Origin of the sequence: Paenibacillus sp. FSL R5-0810, assembly GCF_038002285.1 — a bacterium.
GTDB lineage: Bacteria > Bacillota > Bacilli > Paenibacillales > Paenibacillaceae > Paenibacillus_AQ > Paenibacillus_AQ lactis.
On record NZ_JBBOCF010000001.1, the window covers coordinates 622,791 to 644,222 of the forward strand.

Consider the following 21,432-nt stretch of genomic DNA (forward strand, 5'->3'; position numbering starts at 1 on the left):
GACCGCTTGCAGGCGAATCGATATAAGGAGCGAACAGACATGTTTCAAGACATCACGGTAGAAGAACTTATGGAACTTCAGCGGAACAAGAAGCTGACATTGATCGATGTCCGTTCCCCTTCGGAATATGCGGATGCGACCATTCCAGGGAGCCTGAATATCCCGGTATTCAATGACGAGGAGCGGGCTGAAATCGGAACGCTGTACAAGCAGGTCGGGGTTGATGCGGCGAAGGAGCGCGGGCTGGCGATCATGTCCGCCAAGCTGCCCGCATTCGTGAAGCAGTTTAAAGAAATCGAGGGGGATAAAGCGGTATATTGCTGGCGCGGAGGCATGCGCAGCCGAACCGCAGCGACCGTGCTTTCCCTGATGGATATCCATGTCAGCCGGATTTCGGGCGGAATCAAGGCATACCGTAAGTATGTGCTGGATACGATGGAGCGCCTGAAGCTTCCTGCAGAATCCTTCGTGCTGCATGGCCTGACGGGAACCGGCAAGACAGCGGTGCTCAAACAGCTGCAGGAGGAAGGCTACCCGGTGCTCGATCTGGAGGGACTGGCCGGGCACCGCGGCTCGATCTTCGGCCACATCGGACTTAATGCGAGCAATCAGAAGTCGTTTGACGCCAAGCTGTTCGAGCGGTTGAAACAGCTGGAGCATGCCCCGTATATTGTGTTTGAAGCGGAGAGCAAGCGGATCGGCAAGATTGTCGTTCCCGATTTTCTTATGCAGATGAAGGAGAAAGGGGTCGCGATAGTACTGGAGCTTCCGATGGAGGAGCGCATTCGCCAAATTATGGAGGACTATCGCCCCGAGGAATATCAGCAGCAATATTTGGAAGCGTATCGTCTGATCAAGGGACGGATCCATACGCCGATCGCTGCCGAAATCGGAAAGCATCTGGAGGAAGGGCGTTTCGCCGAAGGGATCCGGATGCTGCTGGAGCATTATTATGATCCGAAGTACAACTACACTGCAAGCCAGTATCAAGACAGTGAGCCGGTTACTGTCTCGGTAAGGAGCGTAAACGAAGCGGCCGATGCCGTGAAGGAGATCCTGACAAAGCGCGGACAGCTAAAAACCGGTGCTTAGAGCTCCGCATGGTCGCCCCCTCACTTAGACAGATAATGGAACGGTTAGCAGCGGCGAATCGATCATCCAAATCATTGGATGAATAGGAAAAGATCGCCACGTTGACCAATTTTTACTTGCGATCCTGGTGTTTTGTTCTCATGACAGAACACAACTTCAATCGCCCTAGCCTGGAGCGGATGCTTAAGTAATCCAACTCAGGGAGGGCGATTGTTTATTTTAAAGGGTGTATTCCGCCGTGATTTGACAAAGACTATGAAAATATCGGGAAGAACAGATCCACAGCTCCTTTTCTTCATGGCAGGAAAATGGTATGATCTTGATTCGCCCATTTGTCTCGGATACGATTCCATTCGATTAAAAGGAGAACGTCATTGTGCAGGAACAGTTAAATCGGCTGAGGGTGCGAAGGCGGTGGATTGGTTTCATTTCGCTAAGTACTTTATTAGCTTTCGTCCTATTGGCTGCTCTAGTGAAGCACAAGAGAATAGATGATTGGGACCATGCGATTAGTCGATATGTTCAAAGCTTCGAACAGTCGTGGATCACGGATATCGCAGTCTGGCTTTCTTTTATTGGCTCGAGAGATCCGATTATTGTTTTGTGCCTGATTGCGATCGCTTTACAGTATGTACTGCTCAAGCATCGAACTGAGATTTTGCTGCTCATCGGAGTCATTGCCGGCTCCTCGATTCTAAATCTTCTATTGAAGCTTGCGTTCCAGCGGATGAGACCGGATATCCACCGATTGATTGAGGTAACCGGATACAGCTTTCCCAGCGGCCATTCGATGGTTGCCTTCTCGTTCTACGGTGTTTTGGCCTATTTGCTGTGGAGGCATATTGAGTCCGGAAAAGGCCGGATAGTGCTGATCGTTATTGCCATCCTTATGATCGGGAGTATCGGCTTGAGCAGGGTTTATCTTGGCGTTCACTATCCCAGCGATATCGTTGGGGGGTATTTGGCTGCGTGCTTCTGGTTAGCCTTGTCGGTCGGGCAGTATGAGAGGTTCATGGAGGGCTTCCGTCGAAAGGATGCCGGAATGATTCGCGGGTCAGGCTAGTAGCGCTCGCGCGCATCGTATCGGATGCTAAAAAGGTAATTCAAGTCATAGCGGTTCTTGTGAAGGAGTATGTATCATTGTGTTCATTGCTGAGTTTAATAGGTGTAGCGTGAGGTTTAATGATGTAACAGATAAGGAGGGCTGCCTATGGCATTCGGAGCAAGAATGTTCAAAACCGGTCTCGCCGTAACCTTGGCGTTGTATATGGCGATGCTGCTGGATTTCAAATCGCCGGTCGTTGCCGCAATCGCCGCCATATTCGCCATGCAGCCTTCGATTTACCGATCGTGGAGATACTTCCTGGATCAGTTGCAGACAAGCACGCTTGGAGCGATTCTGGCCATGCTTGGCGGCTATTTCCTGTCCAATCAGCCGATCTCGGTCGGCCTGATCTGCATTGTCGTCATTATGATCTGTATGAAGCTGAAGATGGGAGAGACGATTGGACTGACATTGGTTACGGTCATCTCGGTCATGGAGGCATCCGGTCAATGGGATTTTGCTTTGAACCGGTTCATTTTAACGCTTATTGGAATTATATCTGCCTTCCTCATTAACATTCTCGTCTTTCCGCCCAAACCGAAGGAGCAGTACATTACGCGAATTCATACGGTATTCGGGAAAATGTCGCTCCTGCTGCGCACCGCGATTTCCCATGAAATGAAGGATTCGGTGTATCGTGCGGAGAAGAAGGAACTCGAGTCTGCGATTAAATCGTTATCCGACAAATACAACTTGTTTGAAGAGGAGCAGAAGAAGCTGAAGCGGGCGAAATACAGCCAGGCGAGACAGCTTGTGGTATATAAGCAGCTGCTTCAATCGCTTCGCAAGGGCTTCGAAGTGCTGGATGCGGTTGAGAACCATTATTTCCAAGCCGAGCGTACGGAGGAGATCGACCAGCAGTTCGATGCCAATTTGGAGCGCTTGATGAAGTACCATGAGCACATCTTATGGAAATTCGAGGGCAAACTGAAGCCGAACGAGGATGAAGCCGAGACGATGGTTGAGAACAATGAGGAATTTATGGCGCACGTCATGTGCGGCCCTGGAGGAGAGCCCGGCGGGCTTCGTCTTTCCGTTGTTGCCGCGGCAATGTACGATTACGGGTACCAGCTTGATCGTCTGAACCGGGTAGCGGAGCATGTGGAACGCGTGGTAGAGGATGACGGGCAGGAGGAGCCTTTATTTTCGTGGCTGAAAAAATAAGGTGACGAACGGGTTCCGTTGAACCCGCTCCGAACCCTATACGTTACGAAGAGGTCATGGAAGGCAGCAAAAAAGCCGGCTTCGCAGCCGGCTCCTAATGTTCATTATAATATTGATTCCACTTCATCACACTGCTATAATAAGCAATGTTCTGTCATTAATAAGACATAAATGGTCATAATATGACAATTATATTGTATCACAGATTTCTTACGCTGTCAACCAGTAGATTAGGGGGATGAGCAATGGCTATCAGCGAACAGGATTGGCAAGATGAACAAGGGCGAGTTACAGAAGTTACGGGCAAGATCGGACGGAAGATTTCGGAGTTGGAAGCAGATGTCGGAGGGATACGCGAAGAAGTCATCGAAATGCGGAAGGATTTCTGGGACGAGGTAACCGTGAACTTCAGCAACCCCGATGATTTGGGCGAGACGTCAACGAACCTGAGACAGCAATCCCAGGTGTTGTCGGAACGGGAACGCGCCCATCTGCAATCAAGCAAGCTGCTCAAGAAATACCGGAAGCTTGTCGATTCCCCTTATTTCGGACGGATTGATTTTCAGGAAGACGGATGGCCGGAGACGGAGTCGATCTATTTGGGAACAGGCTCCTTCATGGACGAGGATATGGAGACCTTCCTGGTGTATGACTGGCGGGCACCGATTTCCAGTCTTTATTATGACGGAGCGCCGGGACCGGCCCAGTACGAGACGCCTTCGGGCATGGTGACCGGAGAGATGCTGCTTAAACGTCAGTTTGTCATCCATGACGCCAAGATCCAGGTGCTGTTCGATACAGGCATGACGATCGGCGACGAGCTTCTCCAGCAGGTGCTCAGCCATAGCGCGGATGATCGGATGAAATCCATTGTCGCTACGATTCAAAAAGAGCAAAATGCGGTCATCCGCAACGATAAAACGCGCATGCTTATTGTCCAAGGGGCTGCAGGCAGCGGAAAGACCTCGGCTGCCCTGCAGCGGGTCGCATACCTATTGTATAAATATCGTGAGACGCTGCGGGCGGATCAGATGATCCTGTTCTCGCCCAACCCGCTCTTCAACAGCTATGTGTCCACCGTTCTGCCTGAGCTGGGCGAGGACAATATGCAGCAGACGACGTTTCAGTCTTATCTTGAGTTTCGGCTGGGCAAAGAGTTTGATTTGGAGGATGTGTTTACCCAGACGGAAACCCTTCTAAATGAAGAAGACTCGCCGGAGTATAAAGCCCGGCTTGAAGGCATCGCCTTTAAGTCCTCGGGTGCATATCTGGATACGATTCGGCGTTATAAGGAATTGCTCGAGAAGGAAGGAATGCTCTTCAAGCCGGCGGTGTTCCAAGGCAAAGTAATCGTGAGTTCCGATGAGATGGCCGCGCAGTTTTACAGCTACGACTCTGCCGTTAAGCTGGCCGGCCGCATTGATCTCATGAAGGAATGGCTGCTGAAGCGATTGTCCGAATTCGCCCAGCAAGAGAAAAGTGCGCCTTGGGTGGAGGAGAAAATCGATTTGCTCGACTCGGAGGATTATCAACGCGCTTACCAGACGATGCGGAGAAAGCAGAATCGTAAGGAAACGACTTTTGACGATTTCGAGAAAGAGCGGGATATTCTGGCCAAAATGGTCGTCAGCGACAGCCTGAAGCCGATCCGGCGCTGGATCAAGCGGTATCGATACGTCGATGTATCGGGTATGTACCGCAAGCTGTTCCAGGACGAAGCATTATTCCGCCGGGCTGCAGGAAACACGGGTTCTTTGCCGAAGTATTGGGAGCAGATCTGCAATCTCACCGTTCAGGCATTGCATGAGAAACGGCTGATGTATGAAGATGCTACGCCGTTCCTCTATCTGAAGGAGCTGCTTCAGGGCTTCCGGACCAACACGTCGATCCGGCATGTCATTGTCGACGAGGTTCAGGATTATTCCGCATTTCAGCTGGAATTCCTGAAACGGCTGTTCCCGCGGGCGAAGATGACGGTGCTGGGGGACTTGAACCAGGCGATCTATGCGCATGGCGAGGCGCTAGGAAGTTTGGAAAATCTGGTTAGCCTGTACGGTGAAGAAGAGACCGAGGTCATTAACCTCACTCAGAGCTATCGTTCAACGCATGAAATCGTGGAATTTACGCGGCAGATGATCCCCGGCGGAGACCGGATCGTTCCATTCAATCGAAGCGGCGAGGCACCGCAGGTCACCCCGGTCAAGGATGAAGCAGCGCTTGAGCAGGCGGTGATTCAAGACATCGCCGAGCTTCATGCCCAAGGATATGAATATGTCGCTGTGATCTGCCGAACGGATGAGGAGAGCCGGCGCGTGCACCGGCAGCTGTCGGAGAGCGTCCAGGTTCGGCTTATCACCAAGAACACGCCTGCCTTTGAGAAGGGAACGCTTGTGGTTCCGGCGTATCTGGCCAAAGGCGTAGAATTTGACGCGGTGATCATCTACAACGGTTCTGAGGAAGTATACCGCCGGGAAAGTGACCGGAAGCTGTTCTACACGGCATGCACGCGAGCCATGCACCGGCTTCACATTTACCATGTCGGCGAGAAAAGCCGTTTTATTCCGGATTCAACAAATTAGAAGAGGCGGTATCCTCTGCTAGGAATGCAATGAGGTTGATGTGCCAGTTTAGGCCGTCAGCCTCTTTTTTTGATAAAACATTTGGCCAGTGGACAATAAAGTAGGTGTTTTCCGTAAAGTTTTGCGTTTCATCCGTCTGATGATCTATTCATTTCATGGGCTTTTTTGCCGAAAAATACCTTGGGAATATAAATTCATACAAAAGGTCGGGTGCTCACGGATGAAAATAAAAACGAAACTCATACTTTCATCTACGATTCTTGCCGCGGTCACGGCGGTAATCATAGTCATTGCATTTATTTCCACAAATTCGACAGAGAGAAAGTTCAGTCAAATCATCGATGTGGATCAGAAGATCATCTATAACCTGACCCAGCTGGAATATTTATTAACCGGCATATCGAATGATGAACGGGGTTATTTGTTAACCGGCGACGATGAGTATGTCAACTCGTTGAAATCGAAGCAGCAGTCCATCGCAGCGTTGATGGAGGAGACGAAGGGATTGATGACCTCCGCCGAGGACAAGAAGGTGATTGAGGGCATCGAAGCGGGATTCGCCGATTATACCGGTGCGGTCACCGAGGTATTGAATAAGCTCGGCTATGATTCCGGATTCTATAAAGCGGTGCCTTTCCGAATCTATGAGGAGGCCTTCAATCGTGAGCGGGAGCTACGCAAATCGTTTGAAACGCTCGTTACCGATTTTACAGCCAGCAAAAATGCAGCGCTGGCCAAGCAGGCGAACCGAATTGCCGAAGCCAGCCGATTCCAGAATAACGTCATTCTATTGATAGGACTTGCCGCAATCGCGTATTTTGCCGTACAGGGATATCTGCTGACCCGTTCGATTCAGCCTTTGAACCGGATGAAGGATCAACTGTTGAAAATTGCGGAGGGAGGCGGCGATCTCGTAACACGGCTGCATATTACGACGAAGGATGAAATCCGGGATGTCGCCGACGCATATAATAAGCTGGTACAGGGCTTTAGAGACATGGTGGTGAAAATTCAAGATACGGCAGGCCAAGTCGGCGCATCCGCGTCTCTTCTGCATACGACGACCGAGGAGATTCGCCAAGCCACGCATCAAACCTCAAGCATTATGGAGCAAGTGGCTGCAGGGGTAGAGAGTCAGCTTCAGGATACGGAGGAAACGACAACAACCGTAACCGATATGGCTGAAGGAATGAAGCATATCGCAATGACGGCGCAAGAGGTGTCCGGACTTGCATCGACAGCCAACAGGCTGGCCGCCGATGGAGAGCAGGCGATCGTACAGACGTTGAATCAAATGAAGGGCATCCGTACAAGCGTGGACCAGTCGGCGCAATCCGTACGCCACCTTGGCGAGCGAGCCTCCAGCATCGGAGTCATGGGTCAGGTGATCATCGAAATTGCCGAGCAGACCTCGCTGCTTGCGATGAACGCTTCCATCGAAGCCGCCAGGGCGGGCGAACACGGCAGAGGCTTCGCGGTCGTTGCGGCCGAGGTCCGAAAGCTGGCCGACCAGGCTTCGAATTCTTCGATCGAAATCCGCCAATTTGTTCAACAGCTCCAGCAGGACATCTATGAGCTTGCGAATGTGATGGAACGAAGCACCCGCGAGGTCTCCGAGGGCATGGATGTCGCGCAAGGGGCGGAACGGGCGTTCAAAGACATCGAGCGGGCCATCGAGGAATTAAACGGTCAGATGTATGGCGTGACCGTGGCAACGGAAGAGATGAATGCCGGAGCCGAAGAGCTGGTGCACACCATCCGCAGAATACAGGACGTAACGGAAACAACGGCAGCGGGAACTCAAAGCGTAAGCGCGGCGACCGAAGAGCAGCTGGCTTCGATGGAGGAGATTGCGGGCTCCGTAGAGGATCTGAACAGCATGTCGAAGCAGCTGACGGAGCTGATGTCCGGGTTTAAAGTGTAGGCAGTACCATAATTTATTCGGGTAAAATCGACCACCTTGATCAGATGCATATTCTAGGCGAAAGAACCTACAATATGGATACTGATAACATAAAGGTGGTCTTCTCATGGAAAGTAAAAAATGGGACCTGGTTGCGCTTGCTTCCATACCGCTCATTATGACGCTCGGCAACTCCATGCTGATTCCCATTTTGCCGCAAATATCTAAAGTCCTGGGAATAAGCTCCTTTCAAGTTAGCATGCTGATTACGGTTTATGCCGTGGTAGCCATTTTGCTGATACCGATCGCAGGCTATTTATCGGACCGGTTCGGGCGCAAGAAGATCATCATACCGAGTTTAATCATTGCGGCGGCGGGCGGAGCGGTCTCTGCCGTGGCAGCATGGCTGCTCGCGGGAACGACATCTTATTATGTTATTCTGGCTGGCCGGTTTCTTCAGGGAATCGGTGCGGCGGGCGCATTTCCGATCGTGATTCCGCTGGTCAGCGATATGTTCAATGACGAAGAGAAGGTTAGTAAAAGCTTGGGTATTATCGAAACATCCAATACGTTCGGCAAGGTTATAAGTCCAATCCTAGGGGCGCTGCTAGGTAGCTTTCTTTGGTTTCTGCCGTTTATCGCCATTCCGGTCCTGTGTTTGATCTCGTTGGTGCTCGTCATCTTTCTGGTGAAGGCGCCCAAGGGAGATGATCATGATGAGCGATCCCTCGGCGAGTTTCTAAAGACAACCCGTGAGGTGCTTCGCGAGAAGGGACGGTGGATGTATGCCATATTTGCGATCGGAGGCATTGCCATGTTTGGCGTGTTTGGCATGCTGTTCTATTTATCCGAGACGCTGGAAAGCACATACCGCCTGCAGGGAGTCGTTAAAGGCTTGGTGCTTGCCATCCCTCTTGCCATGTTGTGTTTGGCTTCCTACTTGGCAGGGAAATTCACCGGAAAAAACAAACGAGGGATGAAGTGGACGGGGTTTGCCGGAATGTGTCTCTTAACGGCTTCGCTGCTCGTGATCGGATTCAGCGATCAGATCTATTTCGTGATCGGCATGATGACCATCGGCGGAATCGGGATCGGAATGGTTCTCCCATGTATGGATACCCTGCTGACCGAGGGGGTTGACAAGGAGCAGCGGGGAACGATCACGTCGCTATACAGCAGCATGCGGTTTATCGGCGTATCGCTGGGACCGCCCGTCGTCTCCTTGCTGCTGGGAACGCATCACGGGGTCATGTTCGGCACGCTTGCAGCCATCGCTGCGGTAGGCGGATTGCTTACGCTGTTTGCCGTGAAACCCGAAGCCAAGAAGGATGATCCGGGGGGCGGATCCTATCGGGTGGAATTCAAGAAGCCGAAGGGAATTAAGAAAAAAGGTCTTGTCCACAAGTGAGTGGACAAGACCTTTTTTTCGTTTATGCACATGAAAGAGCTGCAGGGCGAGTTATCCGGCAGCGCTCTGATTCGACTCGTTTAAGGCAGGAGGAGCTGCCGCAGTCCCCCGCACCAGCTTCATGATGCCATATATCACGATAAGCAGCACCAACGAAATGGCAGAGAACCGGTACATCATGCCGTAGGATGTTGCCTTGGCAATCGACCCCAGCACAATCGAGCCGACCGCTACGCCGAAGTCGAGCGAGTTGAAGAACATGCCGTTAGCCATGCCGCGCTGCTTCGGATGAACCTCCTGGATCATCCAGGTCTGAATCGATGGCTGCATTGCTCCGTAGCCCAGGCCGTAGCATAGTGCCGACAGCAGCAGCGAACCCGTTGAAGTGGCAAAGGTCAGCAGCAGCAGGCCTGCAATCATAAGAATGGCAGCCGGAACCATCAGCGCTTTATGCCCGTAGCGATCATAAATTTTGCCGGAGAACGGGCGAACGAGAATGATGGCCAGCGCATTGAACAGAAAGAAGTATTGGGGATTGCTGAGATGGGCCTCATGGCCATATAACGCCATAAAGCTGAGCAGTCCGCCGTACGTAATCGACATTAAAAAGTTCAGTACGCTCGGGAGGATCAGTTTGCGGTTAAATCCGGTCGGCACATCATCCGCCTGCGCCTTAGACACCGGCGCGGCCTCCGCCTTCGGTTTCTTGGATAACAGGATGAAGGCCAGCGGGAAGATCAGAATATTAATCAGCACGGTAAGCATCACGAGCGGCGTAAAGCCTCCGTCCTGAAGCATCGTAAGTCCGATCATCGGACCGATGGACATGGCCAGCGTCGTCGATAGACCGAAATACCCCATGCCTTCGCCCATCCGTTTGGGCGGGATCACGTTGGATGCCATCGTCGGGAACGAGGTGCTCGTCATGCCGAAGCCGATCCCGAACAAGATGCGCATCATGAGCAAAAAGACGATACCGGTGGCCCAATAATAACCAAGGGTTGCCGCCAAGGAGATGACAAGGCCGACATACAGCAGAAGCCGGAGCTTGCCTTTCTCCAATGCTTTGCTTGAGACGAATCTTGATAGAATCGCACTGAATGCAAATAGACTTGTAATGAGGCTGACCTGAAGCGGGCTGGCCGTAAAGGCATCCTGCGCATATGCGGGCAGCGTGGTCAGCATCATCTGCAGGGTCAGGAACAGGAACAGGTTGCTGACCATCAGGGTAATGAATTCTTTGGTCCATAATGGTTGTTTCGGGTTGTTATTCGGGTTCATGTAGGCTATCTCTCCTGTTGTTCTGTAGATGTTGAAGATTATCATTGATGCGTGAGAGCGTATCCCAGAATAGCTCCAGCTGCCGGCTGTCGATTCCTTCGATGATCTGCCGGCCGCAATCGCGTTCGATCTCCGCCGTAGCGTCAATCAATTGCTTGCCGGTTTCGGTCAGATACAGCTGGAAAGCTCTGCGGTCATGCGGTGAGACTGTCTTTCGCGTATAGCCCTTCTTCTCGAGCAAATCCAAAATCCGGGTCGTCGTAGGCTGATCCTTATCGGCCTTCGCCGCGACCTCTTTCTGATTCAGCCCTTCATGCTCCCAAATGCGATACAGGACGAGCCACTGCTCGGGCGTTATGTCATACGGCTTCAAAGCATGACCGAACCATTGGGAGGCCCGCCGATAGGTGTAGCCGAGGTAAAAGCCGATGGAGGGATTGGAGGCAGGGGTTTTCAAGAAACAAGTCACACCTTTCATTTCACGCTTTCAAAAATAGTTGTCTTAACAATTATATGTATGACATTCGTTTGACGTCAATCCCAAATAAAATAAATCGCTTTCATGACAGGGATTTCCCATTTCTTGTGGAATATGAGAAGAGGGATAACATAGTTCTAACAATTGCGAGCTATAGTTAAAATGACAAACTTTTATACCATTCAGGAGGCGAAGGAAAACATGCCGCAATTAATCAATTTTGCCCATCGCGGGGCTTCAGCAGTCTGCCCGGAAAATACGATGGCGGCTTTTGAAAAAAGCCTGGAGCTTGGTGCCACCGGCATTGAGACCGATGTACAGATGACGAAGGATGGAAGACTCGTCCTCATCCATGACGAGACGCTGAAACGTACTGCCGGAGCGGAAGGATTCGTTAAGGATTACACCTACGAGGAGCTGTCGAAGCTGGACGCAGGCGGATGGTTCGGTGAGGCATTCCAAGGGGAGCGCATTCCGCTGCTGGAGGAGCTGCTCGAGCTGACCCAAAGCCGCGGCACGATTGTCAATATCGAGCTGAAGAACAGCTCGGTACCGTATCCGGGTCTCGAGGAAAAGGTGATCGAGGCGGTCAACCAATTTAAGATGGGCGATCGTATCGTCATATCCAGCTTCAATCACTATTCGCTCCTTCATTGCAAGCGCGTGGATTCGGATATCCGGACGGGCATTTTATATATGGAAGGCTTGTACGAGCCTTGGGAATACGCCAAGCGCATTCAAGCCGATGCGCTTCATGCCTACAAGAAGGCTGTTCTTCCTGAATGGGTGGCGGAAGCACAACGGAACGGCGTCGTATACCATCCGTTTACCGTTAACGACGAGAACGAGATGAAATCATTGATCGAAGCCGGAGTAGCCGGCATTATTACCGATTATCCGAACGTGCTCTCCGGATTGCTGCAGACTAAGGGAGTGTGAGCTTTTGAGAAAAACATGGCTGCTGGGCTTCGGTTTTTTCAGCATTAGCATCACCTGGGCACTGTATAACGCTTTTGTGCCTTATTTTCTGGAGCGGTACATCTCCAGTGTCGCGTTGATCGGTTTTTTCATGACAATCGACAATTACTTTGCCTTATTTTTGCAGCCATGGATAGGAAGTCGGAGTGACCGGACGCATACAAGGTTCGGAAGAAGGATGCCTTATCTGCTGATCGGGATGCCGCTTGGCGCATTGTTTACGGCAATCATCCCCTTTCATAACGGACTGGCGACGCTGCTCCTGTTCATGGTGCTGATGAACCTCGCCATGAGCTTGTACCGCTCGCCAACCGTATCCTTGATGCCCGATATTACGGAAGAGCGACGCCGTACGCGCGCCAACGGGATCATTAACTTCATGGGAGGCGTCGGTTCGATACTGGCATTCGGTGCCGGATCCATTCTCTATAATGCCCATCCGTCGCTGCCATTCATCGCCGCCGCAGTCGTCACCTTGGCGTCCCTTCTTATCTTGACGGTGTTTATTAAAGAACGGAGAGATGCTCCAGGTTATCAAGCCCAGACGGAAGCCAAGTCCGCGGTATCCTTCAAGAAACAGCTGAACCGTACGACGGCGCTTCTGCTTGCTGCCATCTTCTTCTGGTTTGTTGCCTATCAAGGCGTAGAGACGCTGTTTACCCTGTACGGTAAAAATGAAATGGGACTGACGGAGTCACAGGCGTCCTTTTCCTTGACCTTCTTCTCGCTGGCGTTTGTGCTGTTCGCGATTCCCAGCGGATGGCTCGGCAGCAGGTTCGGGAAGAAGCGTGTTATCAGCATAGGCGTCCTGGGATTGCTTATTGTATTCTCCCTCGTGCCGCTGATCGAGTCGCTGCTTGTGCTGCGGATCCTGCTGACCGTGGGAGGATTGTTCTGGGCGTGCATCAACATCAATTCCTACCCGTTCGTTGTGTCCACCGGCTCGGAGGATAGCATCGGCACGAGAACGGGGATGTACTATCTTGTATCTTCACTTGCCGCCATATCCTCGCCGCCTCTCCTCGGCAAGCTGATCGACGGCATGGGCTATTCGATATTGTTCTATTGTGCGGCGGGCAGCATGCTGCTGGCGCTCATCTGCGTCCTGATGATCCGCCATCCCGAGTCATCGAGCCATAACAAGCCGCAAGCGGCTTCGGCCGGGGCGCCGTAAGCGTACGAAGTCCTGAATCTTCTCCCATGAATAAGGGATATTGCAGCCATCCGGCACATCAGCCGGGTGGTTTTTTTAAATGCTGAAAGCCCGTTCGCCGGATCATTAGGCTGACCTTCTTGGCACACACCTCAGCAGAGGATCTCGCTGCAGCAGCCCGGCAGTTCCGGGCAGCATGATCAGGTTTTACTCGGCAAGCCTCAACGCTACTTGCAACCGTCCCCAAAGCAACCGATAATAGATATGCTGGGTTCCGAAAATACATAGCGTACTCGAAAGCTGTACAAAGGAGGAGGGCCGTGATGCAATGGATCGCTATGCTGACGATGCTGATTGATCATGTGGGGCTCGTATTTTATCCGAATCAGGAATTTTGGCGGATCATCGGACGCATCGCCTTTCCCATCTACGCTTACGCCCTGGTTCAAGGGCATCGTTATACCTCCTCGAGACCGCGTTACATGCTGCGACTTGCCGTTATTGCGGTTATATCCCAAATCCCCTATCAGCTGGCGCTTGATACCCGAGGCTTGAACGTGGTCGTTACGCTGTTTGTTGGGGCACTGGTGCTCTATCTGCTGGAACGCTCGAAATCGTGGATACTGTCGTCGATGCTCATCATAGCCGCATGCACGCTCTTGAATGATCTTCCATTTGATTACGGTGCTTATGGACTCATGCTGATTCTCATCTTTCGATATGCGAAGCCGAGCTGGCTCGCCCCGCTTCATATGCTGCTGAATCTGCTGTTCCTGTTCGTCAATAACTGGGAGCTTCAAATGTGGAGCGTTATTCCTACAGTGCTTATTACTTATGGTCCGCAGATTTGGAGAAAGCTTGAAACCGTCCGGGTAAGCCGCTGGGTGTGGCGTTCCTTTTATCCGTTGCATCTGCTCGTCATCGCAGTAATGCGGATTTTCATGTAGATCGACGCACGGTCGCCCCAGAGGAGTGGATCGATACGAACCATTAGAAGGAGAGGCTTTATTGATGATGAATATTGCCATTGCTGCGGCCGTAATTTTATTTGCGGCAGCAGGTTATCTTGCGTTCATGAATTCCAGATTGATCGCAGATAAAAAGCGGGAAGCATACATTCCTCCGCCGGCTTCGGAATATACCGTTTATAAGACACCCCAATTCACGAGGGAGGATGAACGGACCCTGACACCGATCGGCGTTATGGAATATGAGGATCCTCAAGGTCCCATGAAGGTGTACTTATGCCGGGTTCGGCATAAAGCCGAGGATCTGAAGCTGGAGGAGGCGGGGGATGTATTTCTCTCCCATCTGAAAGCCGCGCGGGACCGGGGGACGCTCCGGTTCTACCGGACGGTTGAGGAAGCGCTCCAGGGCCAGGATGAGATCCGGCTGACCGAACGGCTAACGGCGGTCGCCAAAAAAAGATAACACCAAGCCGGGGCATTCAGGGTCAACCGCCCCTCAGGCGGGGTAATAAAGGGTTAAAAGACCGAAAGGAGATTTTCCGAATGAAAACATTTAAAATCGGAAGGACATCGGTCTCCGTCATTATAGGCGATATTACGACATGGACGGGCGACATTATCGTAAATGCGGCAAATTCGGGATTGCTGGGCGGAAAAGGGGTCGACGGTGCAATTCACAGTGCCGGCGGACCCGAAATTATGGAGCAGTGCATGGAGATTCGCAAGCAGCAGGGCGGGTGCCCGCCCGGCAACGCCGTTATTACAGGTGCGGGGCGCTTGGCTGCACAGCATATCATTCACACCGTCGGCCCGATCTGGGAGGGAGGCGGGCGCCGCGAGGAGCACACGCTTGCGGAATGCTACCGAAACAGTCTTCTGCTTGCCATTGAGGTAGGCGCACGAAGCATCGCCTTTCCTAATATCAGCACCGGCATCTATGAATACCCGAAAGCCCCGGCCTGCGATGTTGCCCTTACGGCTGTTACGAAGCTGCTGGAGGAGGACCTTCCGGATAACCGGCTGGAGCGGATTGACTTTGTGTGTTATTCTCCCGAGAACGCCGAGCTCTATGAGAACTGGCTCGAACGCTTCACGCGGGAGAAGGAGGCTCAAATATAAGGGCAGGGGCGCCAAGGCGCCCCTCTCGTTATTTCGGTATACTTGATTACATATGGTAGGAGCCTTCCGGCTCGTTCAGCACCCATTCCAGCATGATCATCATATCGTCGAGGCGGGCCTCCTGTTGAACTAGGGCAGCGCGCTGCGGACTGCTCTCGTCCAGCTGTGCAATACGGGCGTGCAGCAGCTTTTTTTGCATGGTAAGCTCATTGAGCTTGGACTTGATCTGATTCTCGGTTCGCATATTCAACCTCCGTGTTGAACGAAATAAGTCGGTATAATTGAATATTATAGCATGGGTTGCACCATGATGTAGAAAGGTGAGATCACGGTATGAACACGGAATACAATATGAAGCAAAGTGCGGCGGAGCGTGCTGCCGGTTATGTCCAAAGCGGGATGAAGGTCGGTCTCGGAACCGGTTCAACGGCTTATTACGCCATTCTCAAAATCGGGGAAATGGTCCGGGCGGGGCTCGATATCCAAGCTGTAGCGACCTCTCGGGCTTCCGAGGAGCTCGCGGTTCAGCAGGGGATTCCGCTCACCCCGGTCCGGGATATCGACCGACTGGATTTGACGATTGACGGAGCGGATGAGCTTGACGGGATGCTACGGCTAATCAAGGGCGGAGGAGGAGCGCTGCTGCGTGAGAAAATGACGGCGTACCGCAGCGACAAGCTGATTATCATTGCCGATGAGACGAAGGAGGTGCCCGTTCTGGGGGCGTTTCCGCTACCGGTCGAAATCATTCCTTTCGCCTACGAATGGACCGTTCAATCCTTGAAGGAGCTTGGATGCTCTGTACAAATCCGCCGTGACCGCGAAGGAGCCGTCTATGAGACGGATAATGGCAACTATATTGCAGACTGCAGCTTTGGGCGGATCTCCGAGCCTGAAGAGCTGGCTGCCGGGCTGACGGGCATTCCGGGCGTGGTCGAGCACGGCTTGTTTCTAGGGATGGCCGATCAAGCGATCATTGGATGCCGGGACGGGTCGGTGCGGATTATCGGAGCTGACTCGGCGAGTGAATAATCCATTTGACAGTTGAGCCTTGCGTTCATTAACCTTAATACATGACAACTTTCGGAGGGTGAAATATGTCGGATATTCAAGAACAAGAGGATTATCCATTGCATTTGATGGTTATTTTGGCAAGAGCCTATAATGCGGTTATGACGCATTCCAACCGCAGCATTCAGAGTCACGGGCTGAATTCCACGGAATTCGGCGTCCTGGATGTTCTGTACCACAAAGGACCGCAGCCGCTGCAGAAAATCGGTGAAAAAGTGCTGATCTCGAGCGGCAATATTACATATGTGGTAGACAAGCTGCAGAAGAAAAATCTCCTCGTGCGGCGGGCATCAGCAGAGGATCGCCGCGTGATATATGCGGAGCTGACCCCGGAGGGCAAAGCGTTCTTCGAATCGATCTTTCCCGGCCACCAGCAGCTGATGATCAAGGCGCTCAGCGGCTTGACCGATCAAGAAAAGGCAGAGGCGGTCAAGCTTCTGAAGAAGCTAGGCCGAAGCGCGGAGGAAATGCTCTAACACAGGCTTTCGTCTGTTCATACACACAATAATGATGGGAGATACAAGGTATGCTCAAGGAAATGACATCCCAAGCGGCTAAGCTGGAGGTAAGGGAACTGCTTGGCTATTCGGTTTTTCCCGATCCGGATCAGGTAGAGAAGGCCGTTTCACTTTATAAGGCCGAAGGCGGGAGCAAGCTCTATGGTTACGTGAGGAGGGGCTTCTCGTCGGCATTATCGGCTGTGATATTCAGCGGGATGAAGTTACGATCAGACATCTTGCCGTACTCCCGGAGAACCGGGGGAAAGGCTATGGACGGGGGATGATATTGGAGCTGCTGCTTCAGCTCGATCCTAAGCCTAAGCGAGTTATCGCGGAGACCGACGATGAAGCGGTGGACTTTTACCGGAATATCGGCTTTGAAGTGCACAGCCTCGGCGAGAAATATCCTGGGGTTGAACGGTTCCGTTGTATTTATGAGGTCGATGAGGAGACATCGGATTAAGGGCCCTGTAATCCGAAGAACAAGCATCAGCCTGTATTCTTTTTATCCGAGGCACTGTCCCGTTTCACAACCGATGCTCCCGCTCATATAATGTCATAACGAGCGGGACAGGGGGTGAACATGTTGGTGTACCATTATACCGCTGTCGGCGATTCGCTGACCTTCGGGTTCGGGGCGATGCCTGGCAGCGGCTTTGTTCCGCTATATCGCCGGATGGCGGAAGAGAGACTTCAGCAATTTGTGGCTCACGAAAATATGGGGATCAACGGATTAACATCCGAGGGGCTGTATGAGCGGATCGTTCAAAATCCGGCCTATCGTTACCATTTGCAGCAGGCTCATATCATAACCATAACGATTGGCGGCAACGACTTGATCAGAGCCGTGAAATCCGCCGGCGGCCGTCCTGACCGGGAATCTCTGGATCGGGCGCTGCTCCGTTGCCAGTATTACATGTCTAACACCGTCAAGCATATTCGAAATATTAAGGCAGGAGGCGGCAAAGCTTATTTCATCCGTGCCGTCGGGCTGTACAATCCTTATCCTGCTTCCGGGGAAGCAGGGGAATACGTATCGCGGTTTAATCGATATCTTCATAGCCTCAGCGACGTGTACTTCCGGATTGCCGATGTGAATGCCGCATTTGCAGGCAAAGAGAAGGAGCTGCTATCGGTGGATGGGCTTCATCCGAACGGGAAAGGCTACCGGATTATCGCCGAGCAGCTGCATCGGCTTGGGTACAAGCCGCTGGTATAACATAGAAGCATGACAAGGCCCGCTGGCAAATCGCCGGCGGGCCTTGTTATGCTTCGAAGGGGTGAACTTGCTGCGGAGCTTCTTATAATGGATTTCAGGCACGTTTAGAATAAGTTCCGCCAAAAGCTCCGAACCGCCCACTTGCGTTCTTGGCGCCGCTTGTACTTGGGAAGGGATCGGTATACGCTCATCGACTCCGAGAAGGCTTCCTTGGATTCCTGAAGCTGTCCCAGAACCCGATACATGGTTCCCAGGAGGTAGTATGCTTCAGAAGAAGAAGAGTGCATGGTATGAAACTTCTGTAAATAATCGAGGGCTTTCGCGGAATCCGCCGTGCGGAACGCGTCGGCAAGCCTTAGGTATGGCCGGCCGTATTTTACCCGGGGATTGATATCCAGCGCTTGAAGGATATCCGCTTCTCCTTGAGCGGTATTTCCGGTCTTCAGGCGGGCGGTGCCGATATCATCCCAGTATTCCGCCGAATCCTGCAAGCTTTCCGAGATGGACTCCAGCAGCTTCAGCGCCTCCCCGTATTTGCGGCGCTCGATCAGCAGCCTTGCCAGCTCATGTCGCGAGGAGACGTCGCTGGGACTGGCTGCGATATTTTTTCGCAGCTTGGATATCTGTCTTGCCCGCTGAATCGGACGCGTAATGCTGGGAAACACCCCGACAAATCTGCGGTCCAGGACGTAAACGATAAGCAGAAGAACAATAATGGCGATGAACGGATTGCCGAAAATATAAAACAGCATGCCAAAAATAATGAATTTCCCCAAGGATGATCCCCCAATTTCTAGTTCATGAATTCTTACGAAATTATACCATATCCTGGGGTCTTTGGAAGATCATATTTCGATTTCAAAGGCTCTGCTCAGGCGTGACTTGCCCGGAGTACCCGGGGTATTGAAATACGGGCAGCCTCGGCCGATATACATAGTAAAGAGGTGATAATCATGGCGAAAAAGGGGCAGACATTTCATACCTACAGTTTCGAAACGAAGAAGAAGGCAGTCGCCATGCGGCTTGCGGGTAAAACGAAGAAAGAGGTGGCATCCGTCTTGCAAATTTCAGACATCGGGCGGTTAAAGGTATGGATGCGCAAATTCCGCGAGCATGGGGAGGAAGGGCTGATTGACCGGCGCAGGAAATTATTGAATCCGGCGGATCCCAACCGATTGATCGAAGAAGAAGAATAACAACCGCCTTTATTAGAGGCCTATATACGGAAGACGCGAGGGAGTAGAAGCGCCCTGGCGTCTTTGTTTTAATGACGGATGGACCCCTGGACCCGGGGGCATTTTCATTATTATTGTCCGGTCAGGTTGATCGCCCAGTTCATTTTAGCGGAAGCGTCATAGTATGGTGTATGTTCAAAAAAGGAGGGATACATGTGAGCGGAGTAGCTGGAGGATATGGTGGTTATGGATACGGCTCTTCAGTAGGTGCTATCTTGGTATTATTCATCTTGTTGGTGATCATTACTCGCGCATTTATCTAATCCATTCTTTTATAGTGAACAGAGTAATCACGACCTGCTGAAAGCGCTAGAAGAGCCCCTGCCGATGGCAGGGGCTCTTCTTCCATTATCGTTTACTTATAAGTTCCAGCGAAGAATAGAATATCGTCGCCAATTTCGACTTTTGGGTACTTAGCCGAAACCTCGATTTCTTTGGCTCCATCAATATCAACGGTGACTGTTTCAATGCTGTCGCTCGGAGTGATAACGACTTCTTTCAGGAGCACGCCCCCACTCATGATTTTTACCACGATATCTTTGTTAACCGATACAGGGAATACGGACAATTCGAGGGTTTGGTGTTTGCCTCCAGGTCTTAACGTGAATCCTTTTTCTACCCCATTAATGCTATTGAGGATGACTCCTGAACCATAATCTTTACCATTATGTACGGTGTGCTGCTTGTCCTTGGTTATAACAGAGGCATATGACAATTTAATCTCTTCCGATGTAATCGGGGTTAGATCCGATTTTTCGCCTAGTTTGATTTTCTGAGCTTTATTATCATATTCCACTGCAACGCCCAGTGCATCCGATACCGCTCGGACAGGTAGGTAAGTCGTGTTGTTATAAGAAATGGCGGCGATGCGGTTCCCCGACTGATCCTTCGGCGTCCATTGCTTTCCATTCACCTCGTAGGCAATGCCCCAGTTCAAATGAGCTGTGATCTTCTCAAGGACGGGAGCTGCACTTACACCAATCGTCATCCCGCCGACCAATGTTGCCGCAGACAGTAATGCTACAAACCTTTTCTTCAATGTTTCATTTCCTCCTTTTTACTCTTTCCCCTATGTAAGGGCATGCCAGGCCATTATACATAATTGAAGAATAGAACAGCAAGGCTCCCCGATCTGGCATTTAGCAATTCCATGTGATACGATTTGACTTGTCCAATTATTGACATATACAGACCAACAGGATGGAGGAATAGGGTCATGAAAATTTTGATGGTGGGCGCATCCGGAACACTGGGGACAGCGGTTCGCAAAGAGCTGGGGCAGCATCATGAAATTATAACAGCTGGACGCAAAGGTGCTGATATCACCATGGATATGTCCGTTCCTGAAAGTATCGCGAGTATGTATAAGGCTGTCGGCTCCGTAGATGCAGTGGTCTGTACCGCAGGCCAGGCTTACTTTGGTCCTCTCCACGAATTGACGCCGGAGTTGAATGAAATCGCGATTATGGGTAAATTGAAGGGGCAAATCAATCTTGTTTTGCTCGGGCTGGACCATGTTCATGATCGGGGAAGCTTTACGTTAACCACCGGCATTATTATGGACAGTCCCATTATTGGAGGTATATCTTCCGCCATGGCTGGAGGAGCGATTAAAGCCTTCGTTCAGGCTGCAGCCATTGAAATGCCGCGAGGGATACGTATTAACAATGTCAGCCCCAATGTACTTAAGGAATCGATGGATACATACGGTCCATACTTCCCGGGCTTTGAGCCCGTATCTGCCGGGAGAGCCGCGCTTGCCTACCGAAAGAGCGTTGAAGGTGCCCAAACCGGACAAACGTACACGGTTTATTGAGCTGCGCATCACCTGATATGCTCCCTAAGTTTAAACTCGGAAAAAATTATGTTCGCACCCGCTTTAGGTTACACGAACGGAGGCCGGACGGTTACAGCTGGTGGAAGATGACGATGAACTGCTCAACGACATCCGGGGGTATATTAAGAAATCACGGTGATGATAGCATCTCAGTTAAAAGAAGCCGCTCATCTTAAATGAGCGGTTTTTTTTAATTAAGATACCGAGCCGAAATCCATCGAAATGGAACAAAAAAAAAGAAAACAATCCCTACAGTAAAATCCTGATACTGCAGGGATTGTTTTCGGGAGCCTCCGAAGAGGCTCCCTCATGGGAGAGGAGAAACCGGACGAAGAGCTTATG

At 51.5% G+C, this 21,432-nt stretch carries 22 protein-coding genes and 1 pseudogene; 18 read left to right on the forward strand and 5 right to left on the reverse strand.

What is annotated here, in order from left to right:
* Positions 1 to 39: 39 nt before the first annotated feature.
* From mnmH to MKX76_RS02910, 6 genes are all read left to right on the forward strand, one after another.
* Positions 40 to 1,092 (forward strand): tRNA 2-selenouridine(34) synthase MnmH, encoded by a 1,053-nt coding sequence (gene mnmH / locus MKX76_RS02885; protein WP_028405341.1) that lies wholly within the window; start codon positions 40 to 42, stop codon positions 1,090 to 1,092.
* Positions 1,093 to 1,468: 376 nt separating this feature from the next.
* Complete coding sequence (locus MKX76_RS02890; RefSeq protein WP_341032963.1) at positions 1,469 to 2,155, forward strand: phosphatase PAP2 family protein; 687 nt, start codon at positions 1,469 to 1,471, stop codon at positions 2,153 to 2,155.
* Between the two features lie 147 nt (positions 2,156 to 2,302).
* Entirely contained in the window at positions 2,303 to 3,361 is a 1,059-nt protein-coding gene (locus tag MKX76_RS02895; protein ID WP_007132147.1) for an FUSC family protein, read from the forward strand.
* Between the two features lie 245 nt (positions 3,362 to 3,606).
* The gene (helD, locus tag MKX76_RS02900) at positions 3,607 to 5,940 is read left to right on the forward strand and encodes an RNA polymerase recycling motor HelD (RefSeq protein ID WP_144878611.1); all 2,334 of its coding nucleotides are present in this window, start codon (positions 3,607 to 3,609) and stop codon (positions 5,938 to 5,940) included.
* A 220-nt stretch (positions 5,941 to 6,160) separates the two neighbouring features.
* Entirely contained in the window at positions 6,161 to 7,864 is a 1,704-nt protein-coding gene (locus MKX76_RS02905; protein ID WP_341032964.1) for a methyl-accepting chemotaxis protein, read from the forward strand.
* A 106-nt stretch (positions 7,865 to 7,970) separates the two neighbouring features.
* Complete coding sequence (locus tag MKX76_RS02910) at positions 7,971 to 9,251, forward strand: MFS transporter (protein ID WP_341032965.1); 1,281 nt, start codon at positions 7,971 to 7,973, stop codon at positions 9,249 to 9,251.
* A gap of 51 nt (positions 9,252 to 9,302) precedes the next feature.
* Here MKX76_RS02910 and MKX76_RS02915 read toward each other — a convergent pair whose 3' ends face one another.
* Both MKX76_RS02915 and MKX76_RS02920 read right to left on the reverse strand, forming a co-directional pair.
* Positions 9,303 to 10,532, reverse strand: coding sequence for an MFS transporter (locus MKX76_RS02915; protein ID WP_341032966.1), 1,230 nt, complete (start codon positions 10,530 to 10,532; stop codon positions 9,303 to 9,305).
* On the reverse strand, positions 10,519 to 10,989 hold the full coding sequence (locus MKX76_RS02920; RefSeq protein WP_341032967.1) for a MarR family winged helix-turn-helix transcriptional regulator: 471 nt from the start codon (positions 10,987 to 10,989) through the stop codon (positions 10,519 to 10,521). The genes MKX76_RS02915 and MKX76_RS02920 overlap by 14 nt, the downstream gene beginning before the upstream one ends.
* 222 nt (positions 10,990 to 11,211) lie before the next feature.
* Between MKX76_RS02920 and MKX76_RS02925 the strand changes: the two genes are divergently transcribed.
* The 5 genes from MKX76_RS02925 (at position 11,212) to MKX76_RS02945 (ending at position 15,228) form a co-directional block, all read left to right on the forward strand.
* A complete protein-coding gene (locus MKX76_RS02925; protein WP_341032968.1) occupies positions 11,212 to 11,949 on the forward strand; it encodes a glycerophosphodiester phosphodiesterase in 738 nt (245 codons plus the stop codon).
* A gap of 4 nt (positions 11,950 to 11,953) precedes the next feature.
* Positions 11,954 to 13,162, forward strand: coding sequence for an SLC45 family MFS transporter (locus tag MKX76_RS02930; RefSeq protein ID WP_007132140.1), 1,209 nt, complete (start codon positions 11,954 to 11,956; stop codon positions 13,160 to 13,162).
* A gap of 302 nt (positions 13,163 to 13,464) precedes the next feature.
* Positions 13,465 to 14,088, forward strand: coding sequence for a TraX family protein (locus MKX76_RS02935; RefSeq protein WP_007132139.1), 624 nt, complete (start codon positions 13,465 to 13,467; stop codon positions 14,086 to 14,088).
* Between the two features lie 64 nt (positions 14,089 to 14,152).
* Complete coding sequence (locus MKX76_RS02940) at positions 14,153 to 14,572, forward strand: hypothetical protein (RefSeq protein WP_007132138.1); 420 nt, start codon at positions 14,153 to 14,155, stop codon at positions 14,570 to 14,572.
* Between the two features lie 80 nt (positions 14,573 to 14,652).
* On the forward strand, positions 14,653 to 15,228 hold the full coding sequence (locus tag MKX76_RS02945; RefSeq protein WP_007132137.1) for a macro domain-containing protein: 576 nt from the start codon (positions 14,653 to 14,655) through the stop codon (positions 15,226 to 15,228).
* A 46-nt stretch (positions 15,229 to 15,274) separates the two neighbouring features.
* Here the strand turns inward: MKX76_RS02945 and MKX76_RS02950 are convergent, their stop codons facing one another.
* Positions 15,275 to 15,472 (reverse strand): hypothetical protein, encoded by a 198-nt coding sequence (locus tag MKX76_RS02950; protein WP_007132136.1) that lies wholly within the window; start codon positions 15,470 to 15,472, stop codon positions 15,275 to 15,277.
* Between the two features lie 89 nt (positions 15,473 to 15,561).
* Between MKX76_RS02950 and rpiA the strand changes: the two genes are divergently transcribed.
* The 4 genes and pseudogenes from rpiA to MKX76_RS02970 all read left to right on the forward strand — a co-directional run bounded on the left by rpiA (position 15,562) and on the right by MKX76_RS02970 (position 18,018).
* Positions 15,562 to 16,260 carry a ribose-5-phosphate isomerase RpiA gene (rpiA, locus tag MKX76_RS02955; protein WP_341032970.1) on the forward strand — a complete coding sequence of 233 codons (699 nt, stop codon included), beginning with the start codon at positions 15,562 to 15,564 and terminating at the stop codon, positions 16,258 to 16,260.
* 65 nt (positions 16,261 to 16,325) lie between these two features.
* Positions 16,326 to 16,775 carry a MarR family winged helix-turn-helix transcriptional regulator gene (locus MKX76_RS02960; RefSeq protein ID WP_007132134.1) on the forward strand — a complete coding sequence of 150 codons (450 nt, stop codon included), beginning with the start codon at positions 16,326 to 16,328 and terminating at the stop codon, positions 16,773 to 16,775.
* Between the two features lie 50 nt (positions 16,776 to 16,825).
* Positions 16,826 to 17,262 (forward strand): annotated as a pseudogene (locus MKX76_RS02965) (GNAT family N-acetyltransferase).
* A gap of 120 nt (positions 17,263 to 17,382) precedes the next feature.
* On the forward strand, positions 17,383 to 18,018 hold the full coding sequence (locus MKX76_RS02970) for a GDSL-type esterase/lipase family protein (RefSeq protein ID WP_007132132.1): 636 nt from the start codon (positions 17,383 to 17,385) through the stop codon (positions 18,016 to 18,018).
* Positions 18,019 to 18,122: 104 nt separating this feature from the next.
* On the opposite strand, the gene MKX76_RS02975 is transcribed toward MKX76_RS02970, so the two are convergent.
* Positions 18,123 to 18,794 carry a tetratricopeptide repeat protein gene (locus MKX76_RS02975; RefSeq protein WP_341032971.1) on the reverse strand — a complete coding sequence of 224 codons (672 nt, stop codon included), beginning with the start codon at positions 18,792 to 18,794 and terminating at the stop codon, positions 18,123 to 18,125.
* 177 nt (positions 18,795 to 18,971) lie between these two features.
* On the opposite strand from MKX76_RS02975, the gene MKX76_RS02980 reads away from it, so the two are divergent.
* Positions 18,972 to 19,214 carry a helix-turn-helix domain-containing protein gene (locus tag MKX76_RS02980; protein ID WP_341032972.1) on the forward strand — a complete coding sequence of 81 codons (243 nt, stop codon included), beginning with the start codon at positions 18,972 to 18,974 and terminating at the stop codon, positions 19,212 to 19,214.
* Positions 19,215 to 19,384: 170 nt separating this feature from the next.
* Positions 19,385 to 19,516 (forward strand): sporulation protein YjcZ, encoded by a 132-nt coding sequence (locus MKX76_RS02985; RefSeq protein ID WP_077567186.1) that lies wholly within the window; start codon positions 19,385 to 19,387, stop codon positions 19,514 to 19,516.
* Positions 19,517 to 19,608: 92 nt separating this feature from the next.
* Here MKX76_RS02985 and MKX76_RS02990 read toward each other — a convergent pair whose 3' ends face one another.
* Positions 19,609 to 20,292 carry a stalk domain-containing protein gene (locus MKX76_RS02990; RefSeq protein ID WP_007132129.1) on the reverse strand — a complete coding sequence of 228 codons (684 nt, stop codon included), beginning with the start codon at positions 20,290 to 20,292 and terminating at the stop codon, positions 19,609 to 19,611.
* Positions 20,293 to 20,469: 177 nt separating this feature from the next.
* On the opposite strand from MKX76_RS02990, the gene MKX76_RS02995 reads away from it, so the two are divergent.
* On the forward strand, positions 20,470 to 21,069 hold the full coding sequence (locus MKX76_RS02995; protein ID WP_007132128.1) for a short chain dehydrogenase: 600 nt from the start codon (positions 20,470 to 20,472) through the stop codon (positions 21,067 to 21,069).
* Positions 21,070 to 21,432: the final 363 nt, after the last annotated feature.

Coding starts and splice junctions, on each gene's coding strand:
- MKX76_RS02950 (WP_007132136.1), bottom strand. CDS start 15,472: ATGCGAACCGAGAATCAGATCAAGTCCAAGCTCAATGAGCTTACCATG.
- MKX76_RS02960 (WP_007132134.1), top strand. CDS start 16,326: ATGTCGGATATTCAAGAACAAGAGGATTATCCATTGCATTTGATGGTT.
- helD (WP_144878611.1), top strand. CDS start 3,607: ATGGCTATCAGCGAACAGGATTGGCAAGATGAACAAGGGCGAGTTACA.
- MKX76_RS02945 (WP_007132137.1), top strand. CDS start 14,653: ATGAAAACATTTAAAATCGGAAGGACATCGGTCTCCGTCATTATAGGC.
- MKX76_RS02910 (WP_341032965.1), top strand. CDS start 7,971: ATGGAAAGTAAAAAATGGGACCTGGTTGCGCTTGCTTCCATACCGCTC.
- MKX76_RS02970 (WP_007132132.1), top strand. CDS start 17,383: ATGTTGGTGTACCATTATACCGCTGTCGGCGATTCGCTGACCTTCGGG.
- MKX76_RS02940 (WP_007132138.1), top strand. CDS start 14,153: ATGATGAATATTGCCATTGCTGCGGCCGTAATTTTATTTGCGGCAGCA.
- MKX76_RS02915 (WP_341032966.1), bottom strand. CDS start 10,532: ATGAACCCGAATAACAACCCGAAACAACCATTATGGACCAAAGAATTC.
- mnmH (WP_028405341.1), top strand. CDS start 40: ATGTTTCAAGACATCACGGTAGAAGAACTTATGGAACTTCAGCGGAAC.
- MKX76_RS02985 (WP_077567186.1), top strand. CDS start 19,385: ATGTTCAAAAAAGGAGGGATACATGTGAGCGGAGTAGCTGGAGGATAT.
- MKX76_RS02995 (WP_007132128.1), top strand. CDS start 20,470: ATGAAAATTTTGATGGTGGGCGCATCCGGAACACTGGGGACAGCGGTT.
- MKX76_RS02925 (WP_341032968.1), top strand. CDS start 11,212: ATGCCGCAATTAATCAATTTTGCCCATCGCGGGGCTTCAGCAGTCTGC.
- rpiA (WP_341032970.1), top strand. CDS start 15,562: ATGAACACGGAATACAATATGAAGCAAAGTGCGGCGGAGCGTGCTGCC.
- MKX76_RS02895 (WP_007132147.1), top strand. CDS start 2,303: ATGGCATTCGGAGCAAGAATGTTCAAAACCGGTCTCGCCGTAACCTTG.
- MKX76_RS02980 (WP_341032972.1), top strand. CDS start 18,972: ATGGCGAAAAAGGGGCAGACATTTCATACCTACAGTTTCGAAACGAAG.
- MKX76_RS02935 (WP_007132139.1), top strand. CDS start 13,465: ATGCAATGGATCGCTATGCTGACGATGCTGATTGATCATGTGGGGCTC.
- MKX76_RS02905 (WP_341032964.1), top strand. CDS start 6,161: ATGAAAATAAAAACGAAACTCATACTTTCATCTACGATTCTTGCCGCG.